General features: G+C 70.0%; 26 protein-coding genes. 14 read left to right on the top strand and 12 right to left on the bottom strand.

Annotated elements, in window-relative coordinates:
• Window positions 1–47 precede the first annotated feature (47 nt).
• Complete coding sequence (locus tag AB0I89_RS23150) at window positions 48–1,799, bottom strand: biotin carboxylase N-terminal domain-containing protein (RefSeq protein WP_357130273.1); 1,752 nt, start codon at window positions 1,797–1,799, stop codon at window positions 48–50.
• 139 nt (window positions 1,800–1,938) lie between these two features.
• Between AB0I89_RS23150 and AB0I89_RS23145 the strand changes: the two genes are divergently transcribed.
• The 3 genes from AB0I89_RS23145 (at window position 1,939) to AB0I89_RS23135 (ending at window position 4,436) form a co-directional block, all read left to right on the top strand.
• Window positions 1,939–2,550 (top strand): PadR family transcriptional regulator, encoded by a 612-nt coding sequence (locus AB0I89_RS23145; RefSeq protein WP_357130425.1) that lies wholly within the window; start codon window positions 1,939–1,941, stop codon window positions 2,548–2,550.
• A gap of 152 nt (window positions 2,551–2,702) precedes the next feature.
• Complete coding sequence (locus AB0I89_RS23140; RefSeq protein WP_357130270.1) at window positions 2,703–3,662, top strand: ATP-binding cassette domain-containing protein; 960 nt, start codon at window positions 2,703–2,705, stop codon at window positions 3,660–3,662.
• Window positions 3,663–3,680: 18 nt separating this feature from the next.
• Entirely contained in the window at window positions 3,681–4,436 is a 756-nt protein-coding gene (locus AB0I89_RS23135) for an ABC transporter permease (RefSeq protein ID WP_355048901.1), read from the top strand.
• A 128-nt stretch (window positions 4,437–4,564) separates the two neighbouring features.
• Here AB0I89_RS23135 and AB0I89_RS23130 read toward each other — a convergent pair whose 3' ends face one another.
• From AB0I89_RS23130 to mycP, 3 genes are all read right to left on the bottom strand, one after another.
• Window positions 4,565–5,218: an O-methyltransferase gene (locus AB0I89_RS23130; protein ID WP_357130267.1), complete on the bottom strand. Its 654-nt coding sequence runs from the start codon at window positions 5,216–5,218 to the stop codon at window positions 4,565–4,567.
• Entirely contained in the window at window positions 5,215–5,976 is a 762-nt protein-coding gene (locus AB0I89_RS23125) for a Maf family protein (RefSeq protein WP_357130264.1), read from the bottom strand. The genes AB0I89_RS23130 and AB0I89_RS23125 overlap by 4 nt, the downstream gene beginning before the upstream one ends.
• 209 nt (window positions 5,977–6,185) lie before the next feature.
• Window positions 6,186–7,310: a type VII secretion-associated serine protease mycosin gene (mycP, locus tag AB0I89_RS23120; RefSeq protein ID WP_357130261.1), complete on the bottom strand. Its 1,125-nt coding sequence runs from the start codon at window positions 7,308–7,310 to the stop codon at window positions 6,186–6,188.
• Between the two features lie 936 nt (window positions 7,311–8,246).
• Here mycP and AB0I89_RS23115 point away from each other — a divergent pair.
• Window positions 8,247–8,384 (top strand): hypothetical protein, encoded by a 138-nt coding sequence (locus AB0I89_RS23115; protein ID WP_357130258.1) that lies wholly within the window; start codon window positions 8,247–8,249, stop codon window positions 8,382–8,384.
• Between the two features lie 292 nt (window positions 8,385–8,676).
• On the opposite strand, the gene AB0I89_RS23110 is transcribed toward AB0I89_RS23115, so the two are convergent.
• The gene (locus AB0I89_RS23110; protein WP_355048897.1) at window positions 8,677–9,135 is read right to left on the bottom strand and encodes a hypothetical protein; all 459 of its coding nucleotides are present in this window, start codon (window positions 9,133–9,135) and stop codon (window positions 8,677–8,679) included.
• 89 nt (window positions 9,136–9,224) lie between these two features.
• Window positions 9,225–9,419 carry an acyl-CoA carboxylase subunit epsilon gene (locus tag AB0I89_RS23105; RefSeq protein ID WP_357130254.1) on the bottom strand — a complete coding sequence of 65 codons (195 nt, stop codon included), beginning with the start codon at window positions 9,417–9,419 and terminating at the stop codon, window positions 9,225–9,227.
• A 90-nt stretch (window positions 9,420–9,509) separates the two neighbouring features.
• Between AB0I89_RS23105 and AB0I89_RS23100 the strand changes: the two genes are divergently transcribed.
• Window positions 9,510–11,495 (top strand): protein kinase, encoded by a 1,986-nt coding sequence (locus AB0I89_RS23100; RefSeq protein WP_357130251.1) that lies wholly within the window; start codon window positions 9,510–9,512, stop codon window positions 11,493–11,495.
• An 87-nt stretch (window positions 11,496–11,582) separates the two neighbouring features.
• Window positions 11,583–11,816: a hypothetical protein gene (locus tag AB0I89_RS23095; RefSeq protein ID WP_141907885.1), complete on the top strand. Its 234-nt coding sequence runs from the start codon at window positions 11,583–11,585 to the stop codon at window positions 11,814–11,816.
• An 82-nt stretch (window positions 11,817–11,898) separates the two neighbouring features.
• On the opposite strand, the gene AB0I89_RS23090 is transcribed toward AB0I89_RS23095, so the two are convergent.
• The gene (locus AB0I89_RS23090) at window positions 11,899–12,651 is read right to left on the bottom strand and encodes a GH25 family lysozyme (protein ID WP_357130422.1); all 753 of its coding nucleotides are present in this window, start codon (window positions 12,649–12,651) and stop codon (window positions 11,899–11,901) included.
• Between the two features lie 125 nt (window positions 12,652–12,776).
• Window positions 12,777–13,133, bottom strand: a complete 357-nt coding sequence (locus AB0I89_RS23085; RefSeq protein WP_357130247.1) for a Uma2 family endonuclease — start codon at window positions 13,131–13,133, stop codon at window positions 12,777–12,779.
• Window positions 13,134–13,284: 151 nt separating this feature from the next.
• On the opposite strand from AB0I89_RS23085, the gene AB0I89_RS23080 reads away from it, so the two are divergent.
• The 4 genes from AB0I89_RS23080 to AB0I89_RS23065 all read left to right on the top strand — a co-directional run bounded on the left by AB0I89_RS23080 (window position 13,285) and on the right by AB0I89_RS23065 (window position 16,564).
• On the top strand, window positions 13,285–14,028 hold the full coding sequence (locus AB0I89_RS23080; protein WP_357130244.1) for a M50 family metallopeptidase: 744 nt from the start codon (window positions 13,285–13,287) through the stop codon (window positions 14,026–14,028).
• Window positions 14,029–14,164: 136 nt separating this feature from the next.
• Complete coding sequence (locus tag AB0I89_RS23075; protein ID WP_357130241.1) at window positions 14,165–15,148, top strand: 2-dehydropantoate 2-reductase N-terminal domain-containing protein; 984 nt, start codon at window positions 14,165–14,167, stop codon at window positions 15,146–15,148.
• A 62-nt stretch (window positions 15,149–15,210) separates the two neighbouring features.
• Window positions 15,211–15,711 carry a SigE family RNA polymerase sigma factor gene (locus AB0I89_RS23070; protein ID WP_357130238.1) on the top strand — a complete coding sequence of 167 codons (501 nt, stop codon included), beginning with the start codon at window positions 15,211–15,213 and terminating at the stop codon, window positions 15,709–15,711.
• A complete protein-coding gene (locus tag AB0I89_RS23065; protein WP_357130235.1) occupies window positions 15,704–16,564 on the top strand; it encodes a hypothetical protein in 861 nt (286 codons plus the stop codon). The genes AB0I89_RS23070 and AB0I89_RS23065 overlap by 8 nt, the downstream gene beginning before the upstream one ends.
• A gap of 146 nt (window positions 16,565–16,710) precedes the next feature.
• Here the strand turns inward: AB0I89_RS23065 and AB0I89_RS23060 are convergent, their stop codons facing one another.
• Window positions 16,711–18,294: an acyl-CoA carboxylase subunit beta gene (locus AB0I89_RS23060; RefSeq protein ID WP_357130232.1), complete on the bottom strand. Its 1,584-nt coding sequence runs from the start codon at window positions 18,292–18,294 to the stop codon at window positions 16,711–16,713.
• An 85-nt stretch (window positions 18,295–18,379) separates the two neighbouring features.
• On the opposite strand from AB0I89_RS23060, the gene AB0I89_RS23055 reads away from it, so the two are divergent.
• On the top strand, window positions 18,380–19,255 hold the full coding sequence (locus AB0I89_RS23055; protein ID WP_357130229.1) for a biotin--[acetyl-CoA-carboxylase] ligase: 876 nt from the start codon (window positions 18,380–18,382) through the stop codon (window positions 19,253–19,255).
• A gap of 176 nt (window positions 19,256–19,431) precedes the next feature.
• Window positions 19,432–20,004, top strand: a complete 573-nt coding sequence (locus tag AB0I89_RS23050) for a PH domain-containing protein (RefSeq protein ID WP_357130226.1) — start codon at window positions 19,432–19,434, stop codon at window positions 20,002–20,004.
• 45 nt (window positions 20,005–20,049) lie between these two features.
• Here AB0I89_RS23050 and AB0I89_RS23045 read toward each other — a convergent pair whose 3' ends face one another.
• From AB0I89_RS23045 to AB0I89_RS23035, 3 genes are all read right to left on the bottom strand, one after another.
• Entirely contained in the window at window positions 20,050–20,697 is a 648-nt protein-coding gene (locus tag AB0I89_RS23045) for a MaoC/PaaZ C-terminal domain-containing protein (RefSeq protein ID WP_357130223.1), read from the bottom strand.
• On the bottom strand, window positions 20,694–21,392 hold the full coding sequence (locus AB0I89_RS23040) for a GtrA family protein (protein WP_357130419.1): 699 nt from the start codon (window positions 21,390–21,392) through the stop codon (window positions 20,694–20,696). Before AB0I89_RS23040 ends, AB0I89_RS23045 begins: the two co-directional genes overlap by 4 nt.
• 63 nt (window positions 21,393–21,455) lie before the next feature.
• Complete coding sequence (locus tag AB0I89_RS23035) at window positions 21,456–22,004, bottom strand: GtrA family protein (RefSeq protein ID WP_357130220.1); 549 nt, start codon at window positions 22,002–22,004, stop codon at window positions 21,456–21,458.
• 430 nt (window positions 22,005–22,434) lie between these two features.
• On the opposite strand from AB0I89_RS23035, the gene AB0I89_RS23030 reads away from it, so the two are divergent.
• Window positions 22,435–24,285 (top strand): phosphoenolpyruvate carboxykinase (GTP), encoded by a 1,851-nt coding sequence (locus AB0I89_RS23030; protein WP_357130217.1) that lies wholly within the window; start codon window positions 22,435–22,437, stop codon window positions 24,283–24,285.
• Window positions 24,286–24,316: 31 nt separating this feature from the next.
• On the top strand, window positions 24,317–25,177 hold the full coding sequence (locus tag AB0I89_RS23025; RefSeq protein WP_357130214.1) for a hypothetical protein: 861 nt from the start codon (window positions 24,317–24,319) through the stop codon (window positions 25,175–25,177).
• Window positions 25,178–25,698 lie beyond the last annotated feature (521 nt).

Below are 25,698 nucleotides of genomic sequence, written 5' to 3'. Positions count from 1 at the left end.
GAAGGGCCCCTTCTTATACACGAGGCGATAACAAGGTGCCCTTCCTTTCAGGAGATGGTGCAGATGGGCGCGCCCGCCGTGATCACGGCACCGACCTCGGCGGCGAGTCCGCTGACCGTACCCGCCTTGTGGGCGTGCAACGGCTGCTCCATTTTCATCGCCTCCAGCACCACCACCAGGTCGCCCTCGGCCACCGTGTCGCCGTCGGCGACCGCGATCTTGACGATGGTGCCCTGCATCGGGGAGGTGAGCGCGTCGCCGCCGACCGGTAAGCCGGCCTTGGCCCCGCCCCCGCGCCGGGTCGGCTTGCGGGAGGCGGTTGAGGCTGTGGTCGTACTCCCGCCGAAGCCGGCGGGGAGGCTGACCTCGATGCGCTTGCCGCCGACCTCGACCACGACGGTGTCGCGTTCCGCCGGCGCGTCGGCGGTGCCGGCGGCGGCGGCGAACGGCGGCACGGTGTTGTGGAACTCGGTCTCGATCCACCGGGTGTGCACGGTGAACGGCTCGGCGGTGAACGCCTCGTCCCGCACGACGAGCCGGTGGAACGGCAGCGCGGTGGCCATGCCGTCGACGACCATCTCGTCGAGGGCGCGGCGGGCGCGCTCCAGCGCCTCGGTGCGCGTCTCACCGACGATGATCACCTTGGCGAGCAGCGAGTCGAAGTTGCCGCCGATCACGTCGCCGGCCGAGATGCCGGTGTCGACCCGCACGCCCGGGCCGCTGGGCAGGCGCAGCGCCGTGACCGTGCCGGGCGCGGGGAGGAAGTTGCGGCCCGGGTCCTCGCCGTTGATCCGGAACTCGATGGCGTGTCCGCGCGGCGTCGGGTCCTCGGTGATCCGCAGCTTCTCGCCGTCGGCGATCCGGAACTGCTCGCGGACCAGGTCGATGCCGGCGGTCTCCTCGGTGACCGGGTGCTCGACCTGGAGTCGCGTGTTGACCTCCAGGAAGGAGATGGTGCCGTCCTTGCCGACCAGGTATTCCACGGTGCCGGCGCCGTGGTAGCCGGCCTCGCGGCAGATCGCCTTGGCGCTGGAGTGGATCTGGGCGCGCTGGGCGTCGGTGAGGAACGGCGCGGGAGCCTCCTCCACGAGCTTCTGGTGCCGGCGCTGCAACGAGCAGTCCCGGGTGCCCACCACGATCACGTTGCCGTGCTGGTCGGCGAGGACCTGCGCCTCGACGTGGCGGGGCTGGTCCAGGTAGCGCTCGACGAAGCACTCGCCCCGACCGAACGCCGCGACGGCCTCGCGGGTGGCCGACTCGAAGAGCTGCGGGATCTCCTCCATGGTGCGGGCGACCTTGAGGCCCCGACCGCCGCCGCCGAAGGCCGCCTTGATGGCGACCGGCAGGCCGTGGTCGACGGCGAACGCCATCACCTCGTCCGGGCTGCCCACCGGGTCCGGGGTGCCGGGGACCAACGGCGCGCCGGCGCGCTGGGCGATGTGCCGGGCGGTCACCTTGTCGCCCAGGTCGCGGATCGCCTGCGGGGTCGGACCGATCCAGGTCAGCCCGGCGTCGATGACGGCCTGGGCGAAATCGGCGTTCTCACTGAGGAAGCCGTAGCCCGGGTGCACGGCGTCGGCGTCGGCCCGGGCGGCGACCTCGAGCAGCTTGTCGATGCGCAGGTACGTGTCGGTCGCGCTGTCTCCGCCGAGCGCGTACGCCTCGTCCGCGAGCGTGGCGTGCAGGGCGTCGCGGTCGGAGTCCGCGTACACGGCGACGCTGCCCAGGCCGGCGTCACGACAGGCGCGGATGACCCGGACGGCGATCTCGCCGCGGTTGGCGATCAGTACCTTGCGCACCTTCGTGGCTCCTCCCGGCAGGTTACTGACGGGGAGTGTATCGGCCGCCCCGGGCGGCCCCTAACGATCGCTCAGTGTGGGATGGGGCACTGGTTTAGTCAAACTTGGCTATTACGCTTGTCTGGTGTCTGCGACTCGAATGATGATCCTCGGCCTGGTGCGGTGGATGCAGCCCGTGCACGGCTACGACGTGCGCCGCGAGCTGCTGAGCTGGAGCGCCGACAAGTGGGCGAACGTGCAGCCCGGCTCGATCTACCACGCGCTGCGCAAGCTCACCGAGGAGGGGCTGCTGCGGGCCGTCGCCACCGAGCAGGTCGGCGCCCGTCCGGCGCGTACGACCTACGAGGTCACCCCGAAGGGGGACGACGAGTTCGAGACCCTGCTGCGCAACTTCTGGTGGAACTTCACCGAACCCGTCGACCCCTTCACCGCGGCCTTCTCGTTCCTGCCCGCGATGCCCCGGTCCGAGGCGGCGGCGGCGCTGCGCAACCGGGCCAACCTGCTGCGGGCCGGCATGGAGTCGATGCGCGCCTCGCTTCAGTCGGACTGGGTGCGTAACACCAAGCCGGTGCACGTCAGTTGGATGTTCGAGCTGTGGTCGGCGCGGGCGGAGGCGGAGCTCGGCTGGTGTGAGCGCATCGCGGAGCGGATCGAGTCCGGTGTGTCGTACCTGCCTGCTGAACTGGCGGACGCCGAGGGTTGGTCGGGCCCACGGGAGGGCGAGGAGCGGTTCAATCGCAACGCGAAATAATCAACGTTGACTACAAGCGCTATATCGCGTTAGCCTGCTGTCGGCACAGCGGGGGAGTGCGCCGTCCGGCGTCGTCCCACTCGACGGCCGGCCCACCGGTCCGACCGACACATGACGGCCGGCGCGGCCGGCCCGACCGACCAGGAGCAGAAATGATCGAGACCAGGGGGCTGCGGAAGTCGTTCCGCTCCCGCGCGGGTCGAGAGACGAAGACGGTGGACGCCGTGCGCGGCGTCAACCTCGAGGTCGCCGAGGGCGAGATCTTCGGCTTCCTCGGCCCGAACGGCGCCGGCAAGACCACCACGCTGCGGATGCTCGCCACGCTGATCGAGCCCGACGGCGGCGAGGCCACCATCGCCGGGGCGGACCTCCGCAAGGACCCGGCGGAGGTCCGCCGCCGGATCGGGTACGTGCCGCAGGGCGGCAGCACCTGGGACGAGTCGACCGCCCGCGAGGAACTGGTCCTGCACGCCCGGATGTACGGCATCGGCAAGGCCGACGCGCAGCAGCGCGCCGTCCGCGCCCTGGAGGCTTTCCAGCTCACCGAGTACGCCGACCGCAAGTGCAAGACCTACTCCGGTGGCCAGCGTCGACGGGTCGAGATCGCGCTCGGCATCATCCACGAGCCGAAGATCGTCTTCCTGGACGAGCCGACCACCGGCCTCGACCCGCAGAGCCGCGCCCACATGTGGGACGAGATCCGGCGACTGCGCAGCGACGGGATGACCGTCTTCATCACCACGCACTACCTGGACGAGGCCGACGCACTCTGCGACCGCATCGCGATCATGGACAACGGCGAGGTCGTCGCCGAGGGCACACCGGCCGAACTCAAGCGGGAGATCTCCGGCGACGTGGTGCTCGTCGGCCTCGACGTGGCCGCCACCCCGCAGGCGGCGAAGGCGCTGGACGGCGAGCCGTACGTCAACAAGCTGGAGACCGTCGACGAGGGTGGCCTGCGCCTCTACGTCGACGAGGGCGCCACCGCCATTCCCCAGGTGCTACGCCGCCTCGACCAGGCCGGGCTCGAGCTGCGCTCGATCGAGCTGCATCGGCCCAGCCTGGACGACGTCTTCCTGACCAAGACCGGCCGCTCGCTGCGCGAGTCCTGACCCCCGGAGAGACGACTCATGAAATTCGCCCGCGACACGTGGCTGATCTTCCAGCGGCAGATCCAGCTCCTGCTGCGCAACCCGGTCTGGGTCTTCGTCGGCGTGTTCCAGCCGGTGATGTACCTGCTGCTCTTCGCCCCCCTGCTCAAGCCGGCCCTGAACGCGCCCACCCAGGCCGCCGCCTACAAGATCTTCGTACCCGGCCTGCTGGTGCTGCTGGCCATCTTCGGCGGCCTGTTCCAGGGCTTTGGCCTGATCGCCGAACTGCGGGCCGGCGTCATCGAACGCTCCCGGGTCACCCCGATCAGCCGCCTGGCACTGCTGCTCGGGCGCTCCCTGCGCGACGTGGTCTCACTCGTCGTGCAGGCCGTCATCATCACCCTGCTGGCGCTCCTGTTCGACCTGCGGGTCTTCATCGGTGACCTCCTGCTGGCGTACCTGATGCTCGCCCTCATCGCGCTCATGACCTCGGCCGTCTCCTACGGCGTCGCGCTCAAGGTCAAGAGCGAGGACGCGCTGGCCCCGCTGATGAACACCGTGGCGCAGCCGGTGCTGCTGCTCTCCGGCATCCTGCTGCCGCTGACCTTCGCTCCCGGCTGGTTGCAGGGCATTGCCGACTGGAACCCGTTCTCCTGGGCGGTCGACGGCACCCGGGCGCTGTTCGCCGGTGACCTGGGCAGCGACAAGGTCTGGCAGGGCCTGACCATTACCGCGGTCCTCGCCGCGCTAGGCGTCTTCTGGGCCGCCCGCCAGTTCGCCCGCAGCGTCCGCTGACGCTCGCCCCGGGGCCGGCCTGGCCCCGGGGCGAGCCCGGCTTGATCGACTCGGGTTCCTGGAAGTTGGGGTGTCTTACCGCCGGGGATGCCGCGATTTCCAGGAACCCGAGTGGTTCAGAGCGCCGCTCAGCGCACCCGGGCGAGGGTGAGGCCGTCGGCGATGGGCAGCATCACCGGGTCGACCCGTACGTCGGCCAGCACCTCGTCGTTGAACGCCGCGATCGCCCGGTCGTTGACATCCTGCGGCGCGATCACCCGCCCGCCGCGCAGCACGTTGTCGACGGCGATCACCCCGCCCGGCCGCATTCGCGGCACCAGCTCGGCCCAGTAGACCGGATACCCGGTTTTGTCGGCGTCGATGAACGCGAAGTCCAGGTGGCGCTCCTGCGGCAGCTCCCGCAGCGTGTCGCCGGCCGGGCCGATCCGCAGGTCGATGCGGTCCTGCACCCCGGCGCGGGACCAGTAACGCCGGGCGATCCCGGTGTACTCCTCGGAGATGTCGAAGCAGGTCAGCCGCCCTCCCTCGGGCAACCCCCGGGCGATGGCCAGCGCCGACAGGCCGGTGAACGTGCCGACCTCGACGGCCTGCCGTACGTCGAGCAGCCGGGTCAGGAACGTCAGGAACGCGGCCTGCTCCGGCGCCACCTGCATGCTGGCGTGCTCCGGCAGCAGCGAGCGGGTCTCCTCGGCCAGATCTCGAATGATCTCGTCCGGCGGTGCGCCGTGCGCAACCAGGTAGGCGTGCAACTCGTCGGTGAGCGGGATCGACTTCGTGGTCATGAATGGACGTTACCGAGCGGCTCGACCGTTTGGCCGCCCGGCGCGACCTTTGTCCACAGGTCCGTGATCTCCAGACCGAGTTCCGCCAGGAGCCGACGCAGCAACGGCATCGACAACCCGACGACGGTCCCCGGGTCACCCTCGATCCGCTCCACGAACGGCCCACCCAACCCGTCGATCGTGAACGCGCCCGCCACCGCCAACGGCTCGCCCGTGGCGACGTACGCGGCGATCTCGTCGTCACTGATGTCGGCAAAGTGGACGACCGTCGAGGCGACCGCCTCCGCCCGCCGCCCGGCGACACTGTCGATCAGGCAGTGTCCGCTGTGCAGGACCCCACTGCGCCCCCGCATCCGCAACCAACGACGGGTCGCGTCCGCCGCGTCGGCCGGCTTGCCAAGAATCTCCCCGTCGAACTCGAGCACCGAGTCACACCCGATGACCAGGGTGCGCTGACGGGCTGTGTCCGTGCTGGTGCTGTTGGCGGCGTCCGTGCTGGCGCTGGTGCTGTTGGTGGTGTCCTTGGCGTTGGTGGTTGAGCTGTTCGCCGTGGCGGTCGGATTCAGCCGGGCGAGCACCGCCTCGGCCTTGAGTCGGGCCAACTCGAGGCAGAGATCCTCAGCCCGATCGCTCACCACCAGGGATTCGTCCACCCCGCTGACCAGCACGTCCGGGTCGATGCCGGCGGCCCGAAGCGACTTTCGGCGAGCAGGACTGGCAGAGGCCAGCACGAGGCGGAGCGGCAGAGTGTCAGACACCGGCCCGACGTTACCGGCCCGCCACGCCCGACACCCGTTCCCGGCCCTCAGCGCCGCGCCGCGTCCTTGATCGACTCCCGATCGCCGATATCGCGCCATCAAGGACGCCCGCCGCCGTGATCCACTCGGCTTCCAGCAAACCGCGGCATCCCAAGCCACCAGACACCCCAACCTCAAGGAACCCGAGTCGATCGAGGCGCCGGGCACGCCTAGCGGCTGATTCTGGGCGGCGGATCATCACCGCGCCGCCGACGCCGTGCCACGACGGCCCACCCAACCCCAACGGCGACGATCACGCCAAGGGTGGCAAGGCCCCGAACCGCCGAGCCGTCATCCTCGTCCGGCCGAGCATCGGCCGCCGTGGTCGGGCCACCGCCGGCGGGCGCGCTCACCGATTCAAAACCTAACGGGGGTACGTCTGCCGTTAGCGCCGCGACAAGATCGATAACGCCGTACCCGTACTCGTCGTCCCGGCCAGGCGGGCCTTTGTCGATGGCCGTTGCCGTAAGCCGGTGGGCCACTTCCTGCGCCGGCAGGTAGGGATACTTCGACCTGATCAACGCCGCCGCCCCGGCCACAATCGCCGCAGCATCGGAGGTGCCGGTGCCCCTGCGATACGTGCCGTTGATGCTGGTGCTGTATATGTCTACTGCCGGTGCGACGACGTCAATTTCCGGCCCCGTTACCGAGACTGCTGCATGGCTTCCGCTTCGATCGATGCCACCAACCGCTACCACTCCGGGATGACGTGCCGGATAACCCACAACATTCGACCTGGGCGTGTTCCCTGCGGCTGCTATCACCAAAACGTCGGCCGCCAAGGCCATCTCAATCGCTCGTTGCAGGCGAACGCTAGCGCCCCCAACAATTGAAATGCTGATGACATCGGCCCGATTATTTACAGCGAACTCGATGGCTGCCGCCAATGTATCTGTTTCGCCATCCTGACCCGCCGGCGAGCAGAGGATTGGTAGGATCTTAGCCTTCGGAGCTATTCCGATTGCGCCGTCGGTCCCAGTGCCGTGGGCTGCTATTAGACCGGCCATTCCAGTTCCATGGCCGTCTTTATCGGCACGTCCGTCGCCGCCGCCTGTGATAACGTCGATGCCTGCAAGGACGCTACCCTGCAAGTCTGGATGAAGGCTAACCCCGCTGTCGGGTACGGCCACAATAACTCCGTCGCCTTGGCTGATTTCCTGAGCAGCGGCAATCCCGAGGCTCGGCAGGTGCCATTGCTCTCCATGGTTCGTGTGCGGGTAGCTGGGCGGCACTTGCTGACTGATTCCAGGAAATGCCAATGCTGCTAGTATTTGAAGAGTGAATTTGAGGATCACCGACGGAAGCCAATGGCGGGACCAGGATCGATTGGCCCGTTTTCATCTGGTGGAATGACAATGGGTGGAACGCCTTGATCAGTTTTCCAAGGGTGATCTGGGTCCCATTCTGTCGCTCGATCATTGGTGTGACCCGTGGCCTGGCGTGCCGGTCGACCGGGGCTGGATCCTGAACTCTGATTGCTGTTATTGGCGGGTGGACTGAATGGAGGGACGCCGTTCAAGCCGTTCAAGCCGCGCCGGGCATCTGGCCTAGAACCTGCGCCTCCGGCCGGCGCGGTTCCGGCGCCGCCACCACCAATAACGCCTCCGACCGGATTGACCCGGCGGGTAGGACTAGCGTTTGCGCCGGGCTGGCCGAGCCCCACACCAGGTGGCGCTCCAATCAAACCGCCCGGAGGCATCGATCGAGGGGATGAGAAAGGGCCGCCCTTGGTTGGCCCGGATACCGACTCGCCGATTGTCCTACCGTTGCCGATTGGCGATTGAGGTGTGGCGAGAGGTGCCGTAGATATTGGCCCCAGCGTTGGTGGCCCTCCGATAGGGGAATTCGAAGTAGCGATAGGCTGCGTGGTTCGCGGTGAGTCCTGGATTGGTGGAGTATTCGGAGCGCCGTTGCCGCCGAGCACAGGGCCTATGCCTGCCTCTGTGGGCAAGCGCCCAGCCCGGAAGTCATTTTCAGATCGCTGAACCACCGGCAGTGTTCGCGATACAGCGATAGGTGCGGGAATTATCGGAGGGATTGCCGGTGCCGTATCCGAGACCGTCCCCGTAACTAGATCATCAACCCGAGGGGCCGGTCTGGGTGGAGGCTGACGAAGGGTGGCTTGGGCTTGTTGTAGTTCGCCACTGAGGTTGAACATCATTGCCCGCGCCTGCACGTTCAGCCGTTCCAGGTCGCTATCTGTCACGGGCGCGTCCACGACCCGATTGCCCATGACCGCCTTGGGGTCGGCGGCGGTGGCCTCGTACGCCCGCTTCTGTTGGAGCTTTGTCGCGTACTCCTCGTGGAGCTTGCGCAGCTCGGCGCGGGTGGTGCCGATGGCCTGGGTGGCGGCGGACAGCGCGGTGTAGTTGGCGGCGGCGGCGTCGTGGGTGTGTCGCACCTTGGCGATCAGGTCGTCGAGTTGGGTGAGGTACGTGCCGGAGGCGGCGCTGGTTTCGGGGGGCCATGCCTCGGCGAGGCCCCGCCGGTACTCCTGAAGTCGGCCGAGGTGGATCTGGGCGAGGTCGCAGACCTTGCGCCAGCCGGCGACCTGTTTCCAGTGGTTGGTGGTGTCGTGGTCCTGGAGGCACGCCCACATGCTGTTGAGGTCCATCAAGTGCCAGTCGGTCTGGCTTGAGGTGCGGCCGCCACCACGCTCGATCACGGGAGGACCACCGGCCTTTCGCTGTCGGGGCCGGTGGGGTCGCTCAGCGTCGGCGTCCGGCTGCCGGGCAGGACGGTTCCCGGGTCGGCGAGGGCGTGTTGGACGTCCACGGCGCGGGCGGCGGAGAAGGCGTCGCTGTCGGCGTACTGGGTGGCGACGCGGTCGGCGACGGCGGCAAGGTGGCCGGTGGCGCCGCGGACGGCGTACACCATGTCGGTCGTGGCCTGCTGCGTCTCGTGGTGGGCGTGCAGGAAGGTGACCAGTTCGACGAACGCGTCGCAGGGGTTGGGCACCTTCGCGGACATGTCTTCGGCGATGTACGGCAGGTGGGGCGCGTAGTTGCTCTCGACCTCGGCGGCGAGCCGGTCGGCGAACTCGCGGAGTTGACGGATGTCGGCCTCGATGCCGCCGTAGCCGTGCAGCCAGGGCGCCGGTTGGTCCTCTTCGGGGATCATCGACCCTCCCTGTCCGTCACCGCACCGTTTCCCTCAGTGAGGTTAACGGCTACGCGCCATCCTGGCAGCCCCCGGAATGGGAACCGGGGTCAGCGAGGCAGGCCGGAGGCCCGCCAGGTGTCGGGGCGGGCGGGCCGGCCGCTGCGCGCCCAGGCGGACGTGGCCGTCGGCGCGGGTGCGGTAGCCGGTCGGGACCGCACGATGATCGCCCCGACCAGGGCGGCCAATTCCTCGGCGGTGGGCACGCCGCGGACGACCCGGAACAGCGGCTCTTCGGCAGGCATGCCGCCAGGGTACGCGGCCCGAAGTCACGTCACACGCACAGTGGCGTGCCGGCGGTGTGACCGTCGGCGGGTCCGGGTACCGTCTCAGCGATGTCGAACGCGCTTCCCCAACTCGTCGCTGACCGATACCGGCTTCTGTCGCCGCTCGGCCAGGGTGGCATGGGTCGGGTGTGGAAGGCGCGCGACGAGGTGTTGCACCGGGACGTCGCCATCAAGGAGTTGGTGCCGCCGCCCGGCCTCACCGACGAGGAACGCCGCGAGATGCGGGAGCGGTCGCTGCGCGAGGCGCGGGCCATCGCCCGGCTCAACCACGTCAACGTGGTACGCATCTTCGACGTTTTGCGGACCGACGGCGACCCGTGGATCGTCATGGAGTACGTGGCGTCGAGGTCGTTGCAGGACACCCTCGCCGAGGACGGGCCGGTGTCGGTGGCCCGCACGATCGAGATCGGCCTGGGCGTGCTGGGCGCGCTGAACGCGGCGCACAAGGCGGGCGTCATGCACCGCGACGTCAAGCCGGGCAACGTGCTGCTGGGCGAGGACGGCCGGGTGGTGTTGACCGATTTCGGCCTCGCCACGATCCCCGGTGACCCGAACGTCACCCGTACCGGCATGGTGCTCGGTTCGCCCGCGTACATCTCGCCGGAGCGGGCCCGGGAGGGCACCGCCGGCCCAGAGGCCGACTTGTGGTCGCTGGGCGCGACGCTCTACGCGGCGGTGGAGGGCAAGTCGCCGTACGCGCGGCCGTCCGCGATCGCCACGCTCGCCGCGCTGGCCACCGAGCCGATGCCGCCGCCGAAGAACGCCGGCCCGCTCAAGGCGGTGCTCACCGGGCTGCTCCAGAAGGACCCGAACGAGCGGATCACCGCGGAGGTGGCCGAGCGGCTGCTGCGCCGCGCCGGGGGCAAGCGGGCGCGCGGGATCTCACTGCTCGATGGCGTACGCCGGCCGGGGCCGAACGGTCCACGGGAGCCGCGCCCGCCGCTCGTACCGGCACCACGGCCGGCCGAGGAGGTCGCCGATCGTTCGGTGTCGCCACCGGCTCCGCGTACCCCGCCGCCGGTAGCCGCCGCCGCGGCCGGGCCGGCGGTGGCCGACGCGACGCCGACGGAGGTCGTGCCGGCCGGCGCGGACGCCGAGCCGACGGCAACGGTGCCGGCCGAACCGACGGCGAAGATCGACCGCCCGTCCGAGGCTGAGCCGACCGCGACGGTGCCGGCCGCCGACGACAAACCCGATGACGGTACGACGGCAGGCGACGACGAGCCGACGGCCGTCGACGGTCCGCCGGTGGCGCCGGAGCAGCGCAAGCCCTCGACGCCCACGTCGGTGATGCCGCCGGTGGGTCCGGCCGGGCGCGCGGCGGTGCCGGTGTTCGACGGTACGAAGTCGAACAACACGCGCCGGAACGTGCTGATCGGTGCGCTGGTGGCCCTGCTGCTGGTCGGCCTCGTGGTGATCGTGCCCATGCTGACCAACGGCGACGACACCGAGAGCCCGCAGGCCGGCCCGACGACCGGGGCGGCCGTGACGTCGGCGCCAGCGCAGTCCTCCGCTCCGGCGGCGCCTCCGCCCACCACGGGCGCACCGAGTGCGACGCCCTCGGCCACGCCGTCGGCCGACCCGAACGTGCTGCCGGCCGGCTGGAAGCTGTACGAGGGGCCGACCTTCTCCATCCCGCTCCCACCCGGCTGGAGCGGCGGTCAGACCGGCTCGGACACGGCCATCTTCAACCAGTCCGGCGGGCCCGGCAAGATGCTGGTCCAGTGGACTCCCACCCCGCTGAAGGACGCGGTCGCCGACTGGAAGGAAAAGGAACCGTACCGCCGGAATCTGGTCACCAACTACCAGTTGGTGGGCAGCATCAAGGCCTGCGACTGGTACCGGACCTGCGCCGACTGGGAGTGGCTGGAGACCCGGAACAACACCCGCGTCCACGTGCGCAACCGGGGCTTCGTAACCGCCAGCAACCGGGGTTACGCCATCCGGTGGGAGATCGCGGAGAAGGACTGGCAGGCCAACCTCGCCAACTTCGACCAGATCGTCAAGGGCTTCAAGCCCGACCGGGTCAACTGACCGGCGTTCCGCACCTGCACGAACCTCTCTCGCATGTTCTTGCGTCGTTCGGGGTATCTGATCTCCAACGACGGAGGGAGGTGCGACATGGGTTACCGATACAGGAACGCCCGGCCCCGGCTGGCACTGTGGATGCTCGTCGCACTCGGGGATGTGGCACTGCTGCTGATCAGCGTTGGGCTTCCGGTACTCGTCGCGCTGTTCGGCGTCGTCGCCATCGCCGTTGGTGCGGTGGGCGTCCGGCGGCTCAGCCGGCGGGATGCGGTCGTCCGCGAGGACGCTCCGGTGATGGTGCCGGCGATGAGCCGACGGCGGGCCTGACCCGTACGCGGTGGCGTGGCGGCAGCCGGACCGATTGTCGACCGTGAGGTGACCGTCGATCCCGCTGCCGCCAACCGCCCGATCAGGTGTTGTTGGCCAGCGCGATCAGTCGGCTCCGGTCACCGTTCCAGTAGTTGCGGTCCACGTTGCCGCTGATCCCGGAGACGGCGCCGCTGCTGGTGTACTGCCAGAAGCTCCACACCGGCGCACCGGCCGGCAGGGCGCCCGGGGTGCTCGACCAGCGGGCGAGCCAGAGCGGGTGGTTGGCCCACGGGCCGGTCCAGCTGCCGGTGCACTGGTTCCACCAGCTCGTGGTGGTGTAGATGACCGCGTACCGGCCGGTGCGCGAGCGGTAGGTGTTCAGGAAGTCCTGCACCCAGTTGCGCATCCCGGTGGTGCTGAGCCCGTAGCAGTAGCCGCCGCTGTACGGGTTCGCCTCGATGTCCAGCGCGGCCGGCAGGGTGCGGCTGTCCGCCGACCACGCGCCACCGTTGGAGGCCAGGTAGTTGGCCTGGGTCGAGCCGGCGGAGATGTTGGGCCGGGCGAAGTGGTACGCCCCGCGGATCACCCCGGCGTTGTAGGCGTTGACGTAGTTCGCGTTGAAGGCGGAGTCCTTGACGCTGGTGCCCTCGGTCGCCTTGATGAAGGCGAACTCGATGCCCGCGTTCCGGACGCTGGTCCAGTTGATGCTGCCCTGGTAGTGGGACACGTCGACGCCGGCGGTGGTGGCCGCCGCCGCTGGGCCGGCGGTCGCGACCAGGGTCGCCGCCGCGGTGGCGAGGACGGTGAGGCCGGCGGCGAGCGCGCGGCGCAGCGATGATCGGGTACGGGCCATGAGTGCCTCCAGGGACGCCGGTCTATTGACGCCCATCTTTGGAGTTAAGTGCCCTTGATCGCAATAGCTGTAGAGAAAACTTTCATCGATGGGCTGCGATCGTCCGGTGGCGGGAGTCGAACGGATCAGCGCAGCGTGGCCGGGTCGAGCTGCCAGCGGAACGGCTTCGCGATGCTCAACGTCTCGCCGGCCTTGGCGACCTGATCCTCGACGTAGTGCTCGCCGTCGAGCCGGTACAGACGCAGCGAATGACCGTCACCGTCCTGCTCGACCAGCAGGTACCAGGGGATTCGCGCGATCGCGTAGAGCTGCATCTTGACCAGGCGGTCAGCGGCAGCGTTGCCCGGCGAGACGATCTCGCCGACGAGGGTCACCCGCTCGGCGTCCAGAAAGTCGCCATCGTCGTCGATGTCGGTCACGACGAGATCCGGAATGACGACCCGGTCGACGTCGAGCCGGACGTTGATCGCCTCATAGACCAACAGACCGCCAGGATCAGCCCGACGTGGTGTCCCAGGGGTTCCGCGCTCATCAGCCCTCACCTCCCGCTTCACTCGCCACCCGATCAGTCTCACAGGATACGAGCCGGTGCCTCGGCAGCGACCCGGAACGCCGCCGGTAGGCTCGCGCCCCATGATGTCGATCGACGGACTGGGCGAGATGTGGGACACGCTGTTCGGCGCGCAGCCGGACCCGCCCCCGTTGCTGGTGTTGATCACCGCGGCCGTCGCGCTGGTGGTGGTGTCCACCCGGCTGCCCTGGCGGATCGCTCGCAACGCCATCACCATCGCCCACGAGGGCGGGCACGCGCTCGTCGCTCTGCTCACCGGTCGCAAGCTGCGTGGCATCCGGCTGCACTCGGACACGTCCGGGCTGACGCTCTCCGCCGGTCGGCCCACCGGACCGGGCATGATCCTGACACTGCTCGCCGGGTACGTCGCCCCGCCGCTGATCGGGTTGGCCGGCGCGTGGCTGCTCGGCGGTAACCGGATCACCCTCCTGCTCTGGGTCGCGGTGGTGCTGCTGCTCGCCATGCTGGTCATGATCCGAAACGCGTTCGGTGTGGTGTCGCTGCTGGTCACCGGGGCGCTGGTGTTCGCCGTCTCCTGGTACGCGACGCCGCAGGTGCAGGCCGCGTTCGCATACACCGGGGTGTGGTTCCTGCTGCTCGGCGGGGTGCGGCCGGTGGTGGAGCTGCAACGCCTGCGTGCGCGTGGCCGGATGCCCGCCTCCGACGCCGACCAACTCGCCGGGCTGACCCCGTTCCCGGCATTCTTCTGGGTCACGTTCTTCGCCCTGGTCAACCTGGTCGCCCTAATAGCCGGCGCCCTGCTGCTAGCTGGCCCCATCCTCACCGACGCCGGCCTAACCCTCTGACACCGGCCCCGTCCCCGGCCCCCTCCCCGTCGATCATGGAGTTGTGGTGGGCCACCAAAGCCGCAATCCTTATGCATTCGGGCACCATGACTCCATGATCGACGGGGTGCCGCGGGGCGGCGGGCAGAATGGGCCCATGCGATACGTGATCATCGGGGCGGGCGCGGTTGGCGGAACCATCGGCGTACGGCTGGCGCAGGCCGACCGGGACGTGACCCTGGTGGCCCGCGGCGCGCACCTGGACGCGATCCGGGAGCGCGGCCTGACGCTGCGGCAGCCCGACGGCGACGTGACCGCCCGGCTCGCCGCCGTCGACGGCCCGGACGACCGGCCGCTGCCCGCCGACACGGTGCTGGTGCTGACCGTCAAGTCGCAGGACACCGAGGCGGCGCTGGCGACGTGGGTGGACGCTCCCGTCGCCGGCGGCGGGACGGCCGGTGAGCGACTGCCGCTGGTCACCGCGCAGAACGGGGTGGCGAACGAGCGGGCCGCCCTGCGGCTCTTCGCCGACGTGCATCCGGTCTGCGTCTGGCTGCCGGCCACCCACCTGGATCCGGGCGTGGTGGTGGCGAACGGACATCCGCACCCCGGGATGCTCCACATCGGCCGCTATCCGCGCGGCGCCGACGACACCGACCGGGCGATCGCCGCCGACCTGACCGCCGCCGGTTTCGTCGCGCCGGTCCGCGAGGACGTACTGAGCTGGAAGTACGGCAAGCTGCTCAGCAACCTCGGCAACGGCCTTCAGGCGCTGCTCGGGGAGGACATCCCGGACGCCCTCGTCGAACGGGTACGCGCCGAGGGCGTCGCCGCGCTCGCCGCCGCCCGCATCCCGCACACCTCCCCGGCCCAGGAGCGGGCCGAGCGCGGCGACCTGGTCCAGCAGCGCCCGGTCGGGGGCGCCGACCGGTCCGGCGGCTCCACCTGGCAGAGCCTCGCCCGGGGCACCGGCTCGACCGAGGTCGACCACCTCAACGGGGAGATCGCGCTACTCGGCCGGCTGCACGGCGTACCGACGCCAGCGAACGTGGCTGTGCAGCGGGCGGTACGACTGGCCAGCCGGGAGAAGATCGCGGCCGGCGCGTTCCCGCTCGCCGAGCTGGAGAAGATGATCGCCTGAACCGGGCAACCGGAGGCCCCGCACGGCGCGTGTTCCCTGCGACCGACACGGGGAGGTAACGGGTGCCGGACGTCGACGGGTTCGACGAGTTCTACCGGGGGAGCCGACAGCGGCTGCTCGGTTTCGTCTACGCCCTCACCGGCGACCGGGTCGAGGCCCAGGACGCGGTGCAGGAGGCGTACATCCGGGCCTGGCAGCGGTGGTCGACGATCAGCGGGTACGACGACCCGGAGGCGTGGGTACGGGTGGTGGCCAGCCGGATCGCCGTCAGCCGGTGGCGCAGCCTGCGTAGTCGCGCCCGCGCGTACCTGCGGCACGGGGCGACCGAGACCGTCCCCGGGCCGGGCACCGACACCGTCGAGGTGGTCGCCGCCCTGCGCCGGCTGCCCGAGGAGCAGCGCGTCGCCATCGCCCTGTACTACCTGGTCGGCATGCCGGTCGCCGAGGTGGCGCGGGAGACCGCTGCCCCGGTCGGCACCGTCAAGGCCCGTCTCTCCCGGGGGCGTACCGCGCTCGCCGGCCTGCTCGCCGTCTCTGACCTGGAGGAGGCCACCGATGCGTGACGACCCGACGTTCGTCGAACAGATCCAGCGGGAGCTGCGGGACGTGCGCTGGCCTGCCCCGGAGGAGATCCGCGGCAGAGCCCGTCGCCGCAGCCAGCGCAGGATCGTGGTGGCCGGCGTCGTACTGGCTCTCGCCGGGGTCTCTGCCGTGGCGGTCGCCGCCCCGAGGACGTCTCCGCCGCCGTCCCCGCCGGCCGCCGCCCCCTCCGCCTCGCCGACCCGGCACGAGATCACTACCGACGCCCTGCTGCAGCCGGCCGACCTGTCCCAGCAGGTCGAGGTGCAGCTCAGCCAATCGGGGCTGGGCGAGCCGGTCCTGCTGGATCCCATCCTCGGCGCCTGCCGGACGAGCCAGGGGCGCTCCGATGGCTGGGAGTTTTCCATCGTGTCCCGCTCACAGACATTGGTGCCCAGACGCGCCGCGCCGATCCTCACCCAATCGGATGGCCTGATCACGCAGGATCTGTTCCGGCTGACCCCGGACGCGGCCATCCAGCTTCTCGCCACGCTGGACGACATGGTCGCCCCGTGCGCCGAGTGGACCAGCGTTGGCGAGTACAAGGTGGATGGCGCAACGGGCAGCGGGACGGCGACGCACCGTTGGGCGGTGGTCCAGCGGGGTTTCGCCGGCGACGGGGCCGCGCTGCTGCGGCACACCGGTACGCAGCCCGTCGACCAGAAGACGGGCGAGCCGATCGGTTCGGCGCCCCGCCCGGACACCACCGCCGTGGTTCGGGTTGGTGACCTGATCACCGTGCTCAGACTGGGGCAGGCCGGCACCGAGCTGGATCTGCGCCGCCTGGCGGAGGTCGCCGCTCGCCGGATGTGCGCCGCCGCCAACCCGGCCTGCTGACTGCCGGCCGCGCGGCGAAGATCCGCACAACGTCGGCGATGTTGCTGCCTCCCGCCGCCGGGAAGCAGCAGTTTCCCCGAAGTTGCGCGGATCAAGCGCGACCACGCCGGAGCGCGACGACGCCAGAGCGCGACCGGGCGCCAGGGTCAGAGCGGGATGTTGCCGTGCTTCTTCGGGGGCAGGGTTTCCCGCTTCGTGCGCAGGACGCGCAGCGCCCGGACGATCTGCGTACGCGTCTCGTGCGGCGCGATCACCGAGTCGACGTACCCGCGCTCGGCCGCCACGTACGGGTTGGCCAGGGTGTCCTCGTACTCGGCGATCTTCTGGGCCCGGACCGCCGCCGGGTCCTCGGCGCCGGCCAGCTCGGAGCGGTAGAGGATGTTCACCGCTCCCTGCGCGCCCATCACGGCGATCTGCGCGGTCGGCCACGCGAAGTTCAGGTCCGCGCCGAGGTGCTTCGAGCCCATCACGTCGTACGCCCCGCCGTAGGCCTTGCGGGTGATCACGGTGACCTTGGGAACGGTCGCCTCGGCGTACGCGTAGATGAGCTTGGCGCCCCGGCGGATGATGCCGTCCCACTCCTGGCCGGTCCCGGGCAGGAACCCGGGCACGTCGACGAAGGTCAGCACCGGGATGTTGAACGCGTCGCAGGTGCGCACGAACCGGGCTGCCTTCTCGGAGGCGGCGATGTCCAGGGTGCCAGCGAAGTGCATCGGCTGGTTGGCGACCACGCCGACCGGGCGGCCCTCCACCCGGCCGTAGCCGATGACGATGTTCTGCGCGTAGAGCGGCTGGACCTCGAGGAACTCCCCGTCGTCCAGGACGTGTTCGATGACGGTGTGGATGTCGTACGGCTGGTTGGCCGAGTCCGGGATGAGCGTGTCCAGCTCACGGTCCTCGTCGGTGACGTCGAGATCCGCGTCAACGGAGAAGACGACCGGCTCGTCGAGGTTGTTCGACGGCAGGTACGACAGCAGCGCCTTGACGTAGTCGACCGCGTCGTCCTCGTCGTTGGCGAGGTAGTGCGCGTTGCCGCTGCGGGTGTTGTGCGTACGGGCCCCGCCCAGCTCCTCCATCCCGACGTCCTCGCCGGTGACCGTCTTGATCACGTCGGGGCCGGTGATGAACATGTGGGAGGTCTGGTCGACCATGACGGTGAAGTCGGTGACCGCCGGGGAGTAGACCGCGCCGCCGGCGCAGGGCCCCATCACCAGCGAGATCTGCGGGATGACGCCGGACGCCCGCACGTTCCGGAAGAAGATCTCCCCGTACCGGCCGAGCGACACCACGCCCTCCTGGATGCGGGCGCCGCCGGAGTCGTTGATGCCGATCACCGGGCAACCGATCTTCATGGCGAGGTCCATCACCTTGACGATCTTCTCGCCGAAGACCTCGCCGAGCGAGCCGCCGAAGACGGTGAAGTCCTGGGCGAAGACGCACACCTGCCGGCCGTCGACCGTGCCGTAGCCGGTCACCACGCCGTCGCCGTACGGGCGGTTGCGCTCCAGCCCGAAGGCCGTGGACCGGTGCCGGGCCAGCCCGTCCAGCTCAACGAAGGAACCCTCGTCGAGCAGCATGTCGATCCGCTCGCGGGCGGTCTTCTTGCCCCGGGCGTGCTGCTTCTCGACCGCGCGCGCCGACCCGGCGTGCACCGCCTCGTCGACCCGGCGCTCCAGGTCCGCCAGCTTGCCGGCAGTGCTGTGGATGTTGGTCCCGGTCTCGGTAGTCACCCAGGGAATATAACGATGGTTCAGGTGGGAGCGTCTGTGCAGTACGCCTCAACGCCGGCACCGCTCGCCGCCGTAGGCTGACGGGATGCCGGGCTCCCCGTACACCGATCTGGACCGACCGCCGCTGTCGGCGGCCCGGCTGCGGCGCGCGCTGGTCGCGCCGAACGGACCGTGGGCCCGCCTGGAGCTGCACGCCGAGACGGGCTCCACGAACGCGGACGTGTCCGAGGCCGCCGCCACGGGCGAGCCGGAGGGGCTGGTCGTGGTCGCGGAGCGGCAGACCGCCGGGCGAGGTCGGCGCGGCCGGGTCTGGCAGTCGCCGCCGCGCGCGGGCATCGCCACCAGCGTCCTGCTGCGGCCCGGCGAGGCCGTGCCGGACCGCGACTGGGCGGCGGTTCCACCCACGGGGTACGGCTGGCTGCCGCTTCTCGCGGGCGTCGCGCTGGTCGAGGCGGTGGCCCGGCTGGCCGAGCTGGACGCCGCTCTGAAGTGGCCCAACGATCTGCTGATCGGCGACGCGAAGTGTGCCGGTGTGCTGGCCGAGGCGGTGCCGGGGCGCTCGCCGGCCCAACCGCCCGCCATCGTCCTCGGCATCGGCCTCAACGTGACCCTGCGGGCCGACGAACTGCCGGTGAACCCGACCGGGTTGCCGGCCACCTCGCTGCAACTGGCCGGCGCGGCGGCCACCGACCGGGATCCGCTGCTCCGGGCGCTGCTGCGCTCGGTGGCGGACTGGTACGACCGCTGGCGCACCGCCGGCGGGGACGCCGAGGCGAGCGGCCTGCGCGACGCCTACCTGGCGTCCTGCGCGACGATCGGTCGCGAGGTACGGGTCCTGCTGCCCAACGGCGAGACCCAAACCGGCACCGCAACCGGCATCGACGCTGACGGCCAACTCCAACTAACCACCCCCACCGGAACCCGATCCATCGCCGCCGGAGACGTCCTGCACCTGCGCTAGCCCTCCCGGCGCGGCGATCTTGCACTTTCTGTCGTGGCGTATCGGGCTCAAGGCCGCGTAACGGCGACCGAAAGTGCAAGATCGCGGAAGCTCGGGTGGGGCCGCGTGGCGGATGTCGCCGAGTGGCCTTCGGGGATTACGGTCGGCGCGTCAAAGAAAAGGCGTTGGAGGTTGTCGTGGCGTTCCCCGAAGACGTGCTCACGAAGGACGAGCACGTCGTGCTGCACCTACACCCGCACTGGAAGGCTCTGGTCCGGCCGATCCTGGTGCTGGTCCTCGCCATCGCCGCCGTGGTGGTCGGCGTGCTCCTGCTGCCCGAGAGTTCCGGCGGTTCGATCGCGTTGGCCGTGATCGGCGCGATCGGCCTGGTCGCGGTCCTCTGGCTCGGTCTGTGGCCGTTCCTGGTCTGGCGTACCACCCATTACCTGTTCACCAACGAGCGCGTGCTGTTGCAGCAGGGTGTGTTCTCCCGGGACCGGCGGGACCTCCCGCTCACCCGGATCAACGACCACTCGATGAACCAGCACTTCTTCGAGCGGATGCTCGGCTGCGGCACCCTCACCATCGAGTCCGCCGGCGAACGCGGCCAGTCGGTGCTCAAGGACGTACCGGGGGTCGGCCGGGTGCAGACCACCCTCTACGAGCTGGTCGAGGCGCAGCACGACAAGCACTCGCTGGGCGACGGGGAGATGCGCGACATCCTCGCCGACATGCGCGAGGGCAAGCCGTTGCGCGACACCACGAGCTGAGCCGATCGGCGCTGACCACTCCGGCCCGAGGACGGGTCGGAGTGGTCAGGTGTGCTGACCTGCCCCGGCCGCCGCCGGCCCTGCCGCAGCCTGTTCCGCCGCAGCCGGCTCTACTCCAGCCGGCTCTGCCCCAGCCTGTTCTGGCGGAGCGGGAGCCGGATCGGTCGAGGACGGCCCGGCCTCGGGGTCTGTCTCGACCGGCCGTAGCGCGAACCAGCCACGGAAGCGGGTCCGCAGCACCTCCTGCTCGGGCTGGTTGTCCGGGCCGAGGCGGAGCATGGTGCCGGTGAGGATGACGGTGCCGAGCCCCGCGCGAGCGTCCGAGGGGCGGGCGCCCATCACGTCGACCCGGACGGCGAGACGGTCACCGGCCCGGACCGGGGCGAGCCACCGCAACTCCTCCAGGCCGGGGGAGGCGTCCGCCGCCGCGCGGGACAGCAGGTGATCGACGTACGCCCGCATGAACAGGCTGACCGTGTAGAAGCCGCTGGCGATCACCCCGCCGTACCGACTGGCCTCGGCCAGCTCCTGGTCGACGTGGTACCACTGGGGGTCGAAGCGCCGGGCGAAGGCCCGCATCTCGTCGCCGTCCACGGTCACCGTCCCGAGGTCGACGGTGAGCCCCGGAACGAGGTCCTCGAAGAACAGCTCGGCGGCCGCTCCGGTGCCGGAGCGGGGGGCGGGAGCCGTCACCGGCGGGGTGCGCGACGCGTGCCGGCGTGCAGCTCCGCGGCGAGTTCCGCGTCCAGGTCGGCGGTCATCGGCCGCCCCTGCACGGGAGCGGCGCCGGTCGGGCCGGGTGTCGGGCCGGGCCGGTCGGCGGACTGCGCCTCTTCCAGCTCGGAAACCGATTCGGCCAGCTCGGCGACCGGGTCCATCTCGGCCATGGTGTCCCACTCGTCACGCGGGATGTCGTGCCAGGTGGGCTCGGTCTTCGTGGCGTCCGCGGCCGGTGCGACGGGCTGGAAGACGAAGGTGCGGTACGACCAGAACCGGAACAGGGTGCCCAGCAGGACACCGGCGGTCTTCGCCACGTTCAGCGCCAGCAGGCCGTGTACGCCGAGGCCGTACTTGGCTGCGGCCACCGCGCCCAGTTCGATGAGCAGGCCGGCACCGTTGAACAGGAAGAACAGGACGTACTCCCGGCGAAGCGCCGATTTCGGGCGATCCCGGTACGTCCAGTGACGATTCATCAGGTACGACGTGATCGTCGCGACGAGGGTCGCGATCACGTTCGCCTTCAACTGACCGTTGACGAAAACGGTAAGTGCAAGGACATTGAACACGGCGTAATTGATGACGGTGTTCACACCGCCGACGATGCCGAATTTGAGCGCCTCGTGGATGAACTTCTGCCAGCGCTCAGGCAGCAGACGGACAAGACGCATGCGAAACACCTTAGGGCAGTCGGTGAAGCCGGCGATCACCGGCCGGACGAGGTGGGCGGCAGGTCACGCCCCGTGATCCCGGTCGTGTTCCACCTGCGGAACGACCGGTGTTCCCGCTTCGACGAAGACGAACCGCCGGTAGGACCAGAATCGGAACAGCGTCCCGAGGCCGGTGCCCACGACGAAGCTGGCGATGTTGTCGGCGAGCTGCGTCTGGAACACCGCCGGCCAGATGCTGCCGAGCCCGTACCGGCTGATCGCGAGGCAGCCCACCGCGATCCCCAGGCCGACAGCGTTGAAGAAGAAGAACAGCGCGTACTCCCGCGCCGGGTTGCTGCGTTGGCGGTGCCGCCAGGTCCAGAAGCGGTTGCCCAGGAAGGCGAAGGTCGCGGCGATCACGGTCGAGATCGTCTTCGCCGTCACCTGCTCCATGCCGCGCGCGGTCGTCAGGTAGTTGAAGAGCGCGAAGTCGACGAGGAAGGCAATCCCGCCCACCGTGGCGAACTTGCTCAACTCGCGCACGAGGTGACCGAAACGGTCGAGCAGTGCGCGGACCAGACCCGGTCGGGTCTGCCGGGGGCCCGGTTGCTCCCCGGTCATCGTGGCGGCCACGGGGCGAGCCTACCGGCTGTGGACGTGTCGGCGGGGGAGCAACGGCGAGGGGGACATCGTCGCCTATGGCGGCCCTGTCAGTCGGTGTGCCGCCGTTGAACGCAGCGTAACCAGAAGGGAGGACTGACGCGGCTCGGAACGGGAATCCGCGAACCGGTCGGCAGGGTGGGTTGACGGCCCGACCGCAACACGCGTCGACCGGGGGTGCACAACAAGATTTGCGTGAAACTGCGCAGGAAAGCGGGTATCAGATCGTGATGCCGCAGCGTGGCCGTACCTTGTGCAGTTCTTCACAACCAGTCCCACTGACTCGGAAGGCTGCCCGGTTTACGCTGAGCCCAATCCCAGGTTTCCACGAAGGCGGCGCTTCGCGTCGCTGAGACTCGTGCATCCCATAGATCGGTCAGCGTCGACCACAAGGAGATGTGTCATGGTTGCTCCGGCTGTAGTGCGGGGTATCGATCAGGCCCCGACGTCCCATCCGAAACTGCTTGCCTGGGTCCGTGAGGTCGCGGAACTGACCACCCCCGACCGGGTCGTGTGGGTGGACGGGTCCGACGAGGAGTGGCGCCGCCTCACCGATGAGCTGGTCGAGGCCGGCACCCTCATCCGGTTGAACCCGGAGAAGAAGCCGAACTCGTTCTACGCGCGCACCGACCCGTCCGACGTCGCGCGGGTCGAGGAGCGCACCTACATCTGCTCTGTCGACGAGGCGGACGCCGGCCCCACCAACAACTGGATGGCGCCGGCCGAGATGAAGCGGACGATGACCGAGCTGTACCGCGGCTCGATGCGCGGTCGCACCATGTACGTCATCCCGTTCGTGATGGGCCCGGTCGAGGCCGAGAGCCCGATGTTCGGTGTCGAGATCACCGACAGCCCGTACGTGGTGGCGTCGATGCGCATCATGACCCGGATGGGCGCGGCGATCCTCGAGGCGATGGGCGACGACGCGGACTTCGTGCACGCGCTGCACTCGATCGGCGCCCCGCTCGCTCCGGGCCAGCAGGACGTGCCGTGGCCCTGCAACGAGACCAAGTACATCTCGCACTTCCCGGAGACCCGCGAGATCTGGTCGTACGGCTCCGGGTACGGCGGCAACTCGCTGCTCGGCAAGAAGTGCTACTCGCTGCGTATCGCCAGCGTGATGGGCCGGGACGAGGGCTGGCTCGCCGAGCACATGCTCATCCTCAAGATCACCTCGCCGGAGGGCAAGGTCCACCACATCGCCGGGGCCTTCCCGTCCGCCTGCGGCAAGACCAACCTGGCCATGGTGGAGCCGACCATCCCGGGCTGGAAGGTCGAGACCATCGGCGACGACATCGCCTGGATGCGGTTCGGCCCGGACGGCCGGCTCTACGCGGTGAACCCGGAGTACGGCCTCTTCGGCGTCGCGCCCGGCACCGACTGGAAGACCAACGCCAACGCCATGCGCACGCTGGACCGCGGCAACTCGGTCTTCACCAACGTGGGCCTCACCGACGACGGCGACGTCTGGTGGGAGGGCATGGGGGAGCCCCCGGCGCACCTGATCGACTGGAAGGGCAACGACTGGACGCCGGAGAGCGACAGCCTCTCCTCGCACGCGAACAGCCGGTTCTGCACCCCGATCACGCAGTGCCCCATCCTCGCCGACGAGTACTTCGACCCGAACGGCGTACCGATCGACGCGATCCTCTTCGGTGGCCGCCGCAAGGACACCATTCCGCTGGTGACCGAGGCTCGCGACTGGGTGCACGGCGTCTACATGGGCGCGACGCTCTCGTCCGAGACGACGGCCGCCGCGTCCGGCGCGGTGGGTGTGGTCCGCCGCGACCCGATGGCCATGCTGCCCTTCATCGGCTACCACGCGGGCGACTACTTCCGGCACTGGATCGAGATGGGCAAGGGCGCCGACGGCGACGAGGCCAAGCTGCCGAAGATCTACTACGTCAACTGGTTCCGCAAGGATCCGGACGGCTCGTTCCTGTGGCCGGGCTTCGGCGAGAACTCCCGGGTGCTCAAGTGGATCGTCGAGCGGATCGAGGGCACGGCCGACGCGGTCGAGACCCCGGTGGGCATGGTCCCGGCGCAGGACGCGCTCGACGTCGAGGGACTGGACATGACCCCGGAGGACGTCCGGATCGCGCTGAAGGTCGACCCGGACGAGTGGCGCAACGAGCTGCCGATGATCACCGAGTGGTTCGAGAAGTTCGGTGACAAGCTGCCCGGCGTGCTGTGGGCCGAATTGGACGCGCTGCGCGCCCGACTGGACGCGGTACAGCCCCAGCGCCAGGTGTGAACATCGCCCGCCGCGGGCAACAACGGATCCCATGAGGACGGCCGCCGAGACCGAGGTCCGGCGGCCGTCCGCCGTCCGCGCGCTCACCCTCCTGCTCGCGACGACAGCGGCGGCCACCGTCGTGGTCGAGCTGCTCAACTGGTGGTACGCCCCGGAGCAGGGCTTCGGTCTGGCCGTACGCACCGGCTGGGCCATGCTGCGCTCGTTCGGCTTTCTGCTGCTGATCGGGCACGTGCGCAGGGGCCGGACGGTGGCCCGCCCGTTCGGGTTGATCCTCGCGGTCACCACGATCTTCGCCGTTGGCCGGCTGATCGTGCCCCGGCAGGGAGTGCCGCCGCTGCCGGGACTGCTCGGCTTCGCCGCGCTCAGCGCGCTGTGTGTGGCGGTGGTCTGGCTGCTCTACCGCTCGTCGGCGCTCGCCGGGCACCTGGTTCGGCACCGGCCCCGACTGGTCATCGACAAGACCGGCATCTCGTGGCGGGAGACGCCGCCGCGCCGGCCGCAGGCGAGCGCGTGGTTGTTGACCAGCCGCGTGGCGGCGTTCACCTACAGCCCGCTGATGCTGGTGCCGGCGCTGGTGGCCGGGGGTGCGATCCTGGACGATCGCCTCTCCGCCGTGCCGGCCGTGCTGTTCTGGTTCGGCGCCGGCATCGCGGCCAGCTACGCCGTGCTGTTCTGCACCGCGTTCCTGATGCGCGGCAAGGACTGGGCGCGGGGCCTGCTGATCGTCGTCACGCTGGGCGTACTCGCGGTGGACCTGCCGCTGTGCTGGTGGCTGCTGGGCCTGGACGGCCTGATCCGCGACGGCGCCCCGCTGGTGGCCGCCGCGGCCCTGGCCCTCTACGGCCTACGCCGGGCGGCGCGGGCATCCGACGCCGCCATCCCCGCCTGAGAGCCTGCGGGCGTGCCGGCGAAGCGGTCGGTGGGGCTGGCCGGTCGGTGGGGCTGGCCGGTCGGGCTGGCGGGGTTGGTGTGAGCCCTGTCGAGTTGCCCCGGATATGGGCCGCCGGCGGCGCTCGCTTAGCCCTGGCGGCAGCGCGCCGTCGAGCCATCGGAGGCGCGGGGCTGGCGGGGTTGGTGTGAGCCCTGTCGAGTTGCCCCGGATATGGGTCGCCGGCGGTGCGGCTTAGCCTCGGCGGCAGCGCGCCGTCGAGCCATCGGAGCCCCTGCCCCATCTATGGGGCAGCTCGACAGGCAGCGCAGTAGACGGCACGGGTGCCGGAGCCGATCCGCCGGTCCACGCGTCGGCGGGCAGGCGGCAGAGCGGCAGCCGCGTGGGCGGGCGGCAGCGGTGTGTGGCGGGCGGCAGCAGTGTGGGCGGGCGGCAGCAGTGTGGGCGGGCGGCGGCCGTCTGGGTGGCAGCGGGCGGCTGGGCGGGCGGCAGCGGTGCAGCAGAGCGGCAGCCGTGTGGGC

Origin of the sequence: Micromonospora sp. NPDC049801 (assembly GCF_040656575.1) — a bacterium.
GTDB lineage: Bacteria > Actinomycetota > Actinomycetes > Mycobacteriales > Micromonosporaceae > Micromonospora.
Note: the sequence above shows the minus strand (reverse complement) of the source record. Positions and strands in the feature narration are given on the sequence as shown.

Excerpts from the sequence above, each read along its gene's own strand:
- AB0I89_RS23145 (WP_357130425.1), top strand. The coding sequence starts at position 1,939 with ATGATGATCCTCGGCCTGGTGCGGTGGATGCAGCCCGTGCACGGCTAC.
- AB0I89_RS23140 (WP_357130270.1), top strand. The coding sequence starts at position 2,703 with ATGATCGAGACCAGGGGGCTGCGGAAGTCGTTCCGCTCCCGCGCGGGT.
- AB0I89_RS23135 (WP_355048901.1), top strand. The coding sequence starts at position 3,681 with ATGAAATTCGCCCGCGACACGTGGCTGATCTTCCAGCGGCAGATCCAG.
- AB0I89_RS23130 (WP_357130267.1), bottom strand. The coding sequence starts at position 5,218 with ATGACCACGAAGTCGATCCCGCTCACCGACGAGTTGCACGCCTACCTG.
- AB0I89_RS23115 (WP_357130258.1), top strand. The coding sequence starts at position 8,247 with ATGACCGCCTTGGGGTCGGCGGCGGTGGCCTCGTACGCCCGCTTCTGT.
- AB0I89_RS23110 (WP_355048897.1), bottom strand. The coding sequence starts at position 9,135 with ATGATCCCCGAAGAGGACCAACCGGCGCCCTGGCTGCACGGCTACGGC.
- AB0I89_RS23105 (WP_357130254.1), bottom strand. The coding sequence starts at position 9,419 with ATGCCTGCCGAAGAGCCGCTGTTCCGGGTCGTCCGCGGCGTGCCCACC.
- AB0I89_RS23100 (WP_357130251.1), top strand. The coding sequence starts at position 9,510 with ATGTCGAACGCGCTTCCCCAACTCGTCGCTGACCGATACCGGCTTCTG.
- AB0I89_RS23095 (WP_141907885.1), top strand. The coding sequence starts at position 11,583 with ATGGGTTACCGATACAGGAACGCCCGGCCCCGGCTGGCACTGTGGATG.
- AB0I89_RS23090 (WP_357130422.1), bottom strand. The coding sequence starts at position 12,651 with ATGGCCCGTACCCGATCATCGCTGCGCCGCGCGCTCGCCGCCGGCCTC.
- AB0I89_RS23080 (WP_357130244.1), top strand. The coding sequence starts at position 13,285 with ATGATGTCGATCGACGGACTGGGCGAGATGTGGGACACGCTGTTCGGC.
- AB0I89_RS23075 (WP_357130241.1), top strand. The coding sequence starts at position 14,165 with ATGCGATACGTGATCATCGGGGCGGGCGCGGTTGGCGGAACCATCGGC.
- AB0I89_RS23065 (WP_357130235.1), top strand. The coding sequence starts at position 15,704 with ATGCGTGACGACCCGACGTTCGTCGAACAGATCCAGCGGGAGCTGCGG.
- AB0I89_RS23055 (WP_357130229.1), top strand. The coding sequence starts at position 18,380 with ATGCCGGGCTCCCCGTACACCGATCTGGACCGACCGCCGCTGTCGGCG.
- AB0I89_RS23040 (WP_357130419.1), bottom strand. The coding sequence starts at position 21,392 with ATGCGTCTTGTCCGTCTGCTGCCTGAGCGCTGGCAGAAGTTCATCCAC.
- AB0I89_RS23030 (WP_357130217.1), top strand. The coding sequence starts at position 22,435 with ATGGTTGCTCCGGCTGTAGTGCGGGGTATCGATCAGGCCCCGACGTCC.
- AB0I89_RS23025 (WP_357130214.1), top strand. The coding sequence starts at position 24,317 with ATGAGGACGGCCGCCGAGACCGAGGTCCGGCGGCCGTCCGCCGTCCGC.